This window comes from Metabacillus rhizolycopersici, from assembly GCF_020075705.1.
Genome location: NZ_JAIQUM010000155.1, coordinates 1 through 4537 on the forward strand (window position 1 = coordinate 1; position 4537 = coordinate 4537).

Here is a 4537-nt window from a genome sequence, read left to right on the forward strand (position 1 = left end):
TAGAAATGTACATTTTCTTAAGTTCACTTTGAGATTTCATCAAAGCATTTGCTTCCTGAACAACTGAATTTGTGTAATAATCGTTCATTTCAAAACGATTTTTCACTGTTAAGTGAAGAGATTTATCCCGCTTACTTTTCCCTGATCTCTTTTCTACCACTTGTGTTTGAAAAGCAAAATGTTTCGCGCGATTAAACAAAAGAAGGGAGTGGGAAATGGCATCTAGATATACTGTAGGCAACGTATTTTTGTAGATTCTTTTTGAAAAATAAGCCTTTTTCATTCCTCCTCATCCTCCGAACATATATTCTATAATGTTATTATAACAAAAAAATGATCCCATTTACCATATTTGAACAAAAATATTTTCAAAAAAAAAAGAGCCATTCATCCCCCACTTATCCGCTATCTCGTCTTGAAGATGGGGGTCTTCTGGCTAGAAAAGATAAATACAATTATTTAATGACCCAACGTGTGCGAGCTCCTTTAAAGGAGTTCGCTTTTTTCTTTTTCAGCTAACGGGGCAGTTAGTTTAATATTTGTCACAATTTATTTTTCTAGGTTTTTCTTAAAAATGGACGGTTCTTTTTTAACGTGAAATCGCTCTTTTAAAAAGCCCCTTAAATTTCTCCCTATCTTCTGATGTAAATGGTTTTGGCCCCTTTGTACGCTTTCCACTTTTTCGAGCCATTGCACTCAAATAACGTGTTTGTAATAATTGGTCAATGTTTTCATTTGTATAGCTAGAACCATTATGGTGAAGTACCGTACACCCTTTTGCTAAACCTAGCGAAGCAAGACCATAATCTTGCGTAACGATTATATCTCCTATTTCTGCTAACTTCATAATCCGATAATCCGCAGCATCTGCTCCAGAATCAACATAAATGGTTTCTACTCCTGAAGGTTGTTCCGCATTAGAAAAATGAGAAAAGCTAGTAACAAGAATAACAGGAATTTCAGCATTCGTACCTTCAGAGATAATGATATCTTTTACCGGACAAGCATCTGCATCAACATAAATTTTCATCTTTACCTCTCCCCGTAAATAAGTTTGAGTTGATGATAATGGGAAATTTAGCCTTTGTCAAACGATAAAGATGGTTTACCTAAAATCATTAAAAAACAGTTATTCTATTAAAGGGGGCAATTCTTGAAAAAGGGTAGTGCTCTTTTACGTATAAGGGCTAGTTTATGGAATAACACCTTTAAAGAAAATTGGATATCTATGTTCAAGTTTAAAAGAGATTGTGAAGGTTTGTACTTAAACAAACGGAGCAGTTTAGTTGAAGAAGAAATGATTTGGATTTTTTGAATAAATAGAGGTTTTTTAATCATAAATATCGAAAACACTCCTAGTTAATTTGTAATGTAGTATGTCATAATAATCCGAAAGTATTGTGGAGGAAGAAATGAAGAAAGTAATAAACATGATTAATCCAAGTTCGAAAGTGGCTGGAGTGTCATTACTTGAATTGAAAAAAACAGAAAAAGCACTTGGTGCTATTTTTCCAGAGGAATACAAAGAACTCTTTTTAGAAACGAATGGAGCAAAATTTGGTAATTGGACTTTGTTCCCTATTCAAACTAATGAACAATCAGCATTAACAATTGATATTGTAAAACAAAATCTAGAGAACAGACCAAAAAATGTACCGAGTGATATGATTTGTCTTGGTGAAAATATCAATGGTGATAAACTTTGCTATCGTATTAGAAAAAGATTTATGCAGGAACTAATCTTTCTTTGGAATGATAAAACTGGAATAAGCGATTGTAAAGCATCAACTTTAAGTCAATTTATTGAATGGTATGTGCCGAAAGTGAATACTAATAAGCCTAAAACAGTTGGTACTTTTACAGTAGAAAGTGGAAAGTTAATTGTTACTGACCCATGTTATCAGGTGGATGAAGAAGACCTGCAAATCATACTTTCAAATGTGAAAAATGGGAGATGGACAGCATCCATATCTTACACACCTGAAGAAGTGGTTGAAAGTTTACTCGTATTTTATGGAGAAAAAAAACCAAGTGGAAAATGGCATGATTGCGATAAATTGATAGGGGTTGACTCGGCACAAGCTGGAATCTTTGACCTTGCAATACTCGGTAGAGATGAAGCTATCCAATATGAAGTGAAAAATGTCCATGACATAGAGATAGATGAAGTTGGATTAAAATATTATGTTGCATGTTGTGATGTTGTTGCTTCAGATGCACAAGGGGGAGTTGTTCCAAGTGGTGCGGTTTCAATGTCTGGTTATGGGGACGGAATGTACGAGGTGAAAGTAAAATATAACTTTTCTAAACAGGTTGTTGGAGTGATGATTGACTTTGGAGATGATGAGGAATAATATTTTTCATAAACGGATAGAGAAATTAGATTTGTTCTTCTTCAACTCCCATGAAAATTAAAAAAGCTCAAAATCCAGAAAAAAGCATAACAAAATTGACCCAGTAAAAACGCTTTTTAAAAAAGGCTGAGCCTTCTGAGTGTTCATTATGGAGTTGACAGATAATCAAGAACCTTCCTTCTATAAAAAGTATAGAATTGGCTGACGCAACGACCAGAATAAGGATTAATCTCCCATGAGTGCTACCCATATAGGGCGCGACAGTCGGTGGTACACCGTGATCGTTGGAGTCAGACTAACGGATGGGCTCTATGGCACCATAGTATATAGACCTTCTTCGTCAGCCGTAGAAACAGTATAGACAGGGGTATCCATTTTCATTCTCTGTGGTGAAGCGCTAATTTTTGCGCTTCATGGATGGCTAATGGGTAGCAATAATCGAGCAATGATGGACTGTTTTTTCTTGCAGTTAATAAGTTAATAGGATTGTTCAATAAGAAGTAACAAAAGGAGTAGGCATTTACTGTAAAATATAATTAGAGGTAATGAGTGTAAGGTCAACAGTAAAGTAACTTTGGGGGTGAAATCGTTGAGAAAAGATAAAAAACGTAAGAAAAGTAAATTGATACGGATGATGGTTGGAACCGAACATTTTATGGTGCTCCGACAATTGGTGGTATACTCGTTGTTTTAGCAATAATTCTATATATAATTTTTAATTCAAACTTTTAGGCTAACAGGTATCTTTAGTGAAAGAAGAATTAATTGATTTTAATATTAAGATCATATTTTAGTTATTCAATAAAAGGGCGCAATTGTGGAGTAACACAAGCAGAAAATGGTCAAATTTTATTTTAAAGCTAAAATAATGAATCCTATCACAAATAAAAGTGTCCTACCCTAGGACACTTTCTATCATCGTTTATGTAACACCGTACCCTGCGATCGATAGGAACAACCAAGCGTTACTTGTAAACGTAAGCTCAAATGAGGCAACCCTGCGGCACATGGGTGAATCTACTTATGGCTGCTTCCTTCCGGCTCTGACCAGGTTCATAGGTTTCCATTGCACAGGACCCCATTCTCATCACCACTTTTACAAGGCAAACCTTACATGTTCAAACCTCAAGCAGGCATTCAACCCCGCTGTGGCGGATTGCGGGTTACAGGGCACCGCCAACTCCCCGTCTAGTACGGTATGTATAATTCAAACATACCTTATGTGATTTGATCATTCATGGCTGAATTCGGCTCATGAAATGGCTGTAAGCCAGGTTCTGTTCCTGCGTGCTATAAACGAATGCCAATCTCGCACGACAGGTGTAGTCATCTAACTATCGATCTTTGACTGATCCATCCTTTTGGTTCATTTCCCGCAGGATGGTGCCCCTACCTAATTTCGGGTTGCTCGCTCGTGGGGTTTACCTCGTTCCATTTCGTCCGTTTCCAGACGAACTCCGTCACTGTGGCACTTTCAGGATACTCTCAGCCTATCACGTTGGACTTAGCATGATTTCTCCGCCGTCAGACAAGTAAATTCTTGCTGCCCACCTTTGCAGATGGCACGAACACTCCGGGCATCTCAGCACCGGGCGAGCCTGGACTTTCCTCAACTCTTCTAACAAGAGCTGCGACTACTCACCATTTCATGTTTTGTTGTTCATCAGCTACATTCATAGTGTACCATACAAGAAAAGAGAAAATCACTAGTTAACGGTTTCCAACGTTGGAATATGTTTCTCTATTAGTTTGACAGGAAATGATCAATATATCCGCTTCTCAGGAATAACGCCCCGAACACCGGCGGATCTTCCATATCTCCTTTATATCTAGGAATGAGATGGACATGTAGATGGAAAATAGTCTGCCCTTCGGATTCACCACAATTGATGCCGATATTATAACCATCCGGCTAATGTTGTTCATCTATGATCTTTTTACCCTCAAATAACAACTCATCCATTGCTTTTCTTTCTTGAGCACTTAAATCAAAATACTGTTCCACATGTCTTTTCGGAATGATATTTATACATATTTGTGAAGCTGTGTTTATTGCACTAAACCAGCTAATAGTTTGTCAACATTTTTCAATAAAATAACTAAAACAACCCTGATATACTAAAAAAGATCATACCAAATAACCTTCCGTTAGGCCCTCATTGGAAGGTTTTGTTTTATTTAGT

General features: G+C 36.8%; 3 protein-coding genes, 2 other RNA genes and 1 pseudogene. 1 reads left to right on the plus strand and 5 read right to left on the minus strand.

Annotated features, from left to right (window positions below; genetic code table 11):
* Positions 1-283, minus strand: a pseudogene (locus K9V48_RS27130) (hypothetical protein); the annotation flags it as partial.
* Between the two features lie 306 nt (positions 284-589).
* Positions 590-1030 carry a YaiI/YqxD family protein gene (locus tag K9V48_RS27135; protein WP_111618498.1) on the minus strand — a complete coding sequence of 147 codons (441 nt, stop codon included), beginning with the start codon at positions 1028-1030 and terminating at the stop codon, positions 590-592.
* Between the two features lie 382 nt (positions 1031-1412).
* On the opposite strand from K9V48_RS27135, the gene K9V48_RS27140 reads away from it, so the two are divergent.
* On the plus strand, positions 1413-2354 hold the full coding sequence (locus K9V48_RS27140; protein WP_224142188.1) for an SMI1/KNR4 family protein: 942 nt from the start codon (positions 1413-1415) through the stop codon (positions 2352-2354).
* 932 nt (positions 2355-3286) lie between these two features.
* Here K9V48_RS27140 and ffs read toward each other — a convergent pair.
* The 3 genes from ffs to K9V48_RS29810 form a co-directional block, all read right to left on the minus strand.
* Positions 3287-3551, minus strand: an RNA gene (ffs, locus tag K9V48_RS27145) — signal recognition particle sRNA large type.
* Between the two features lie 64 nt (positions 3552-3615).
* An RNA gene (gene rnpB, locus K9V48_RS27150) (RNase P RNA component class B) lies at positions 3616-4000 on the minus strand.
* A gap of 98 nt (positions 4001-4098) precedes the next feature.
* Positions 4099-4251, minus strand: coding sequence for an HIT family protein (locus K9V48_RS29810; protein WP_224142189.1), 153 nt, complete (start codon positions 4249-4251; stop codon positions 4099-4101).
* Between the last annotated feature and the right edge of the window lie 286 nt (positions 4252-4537).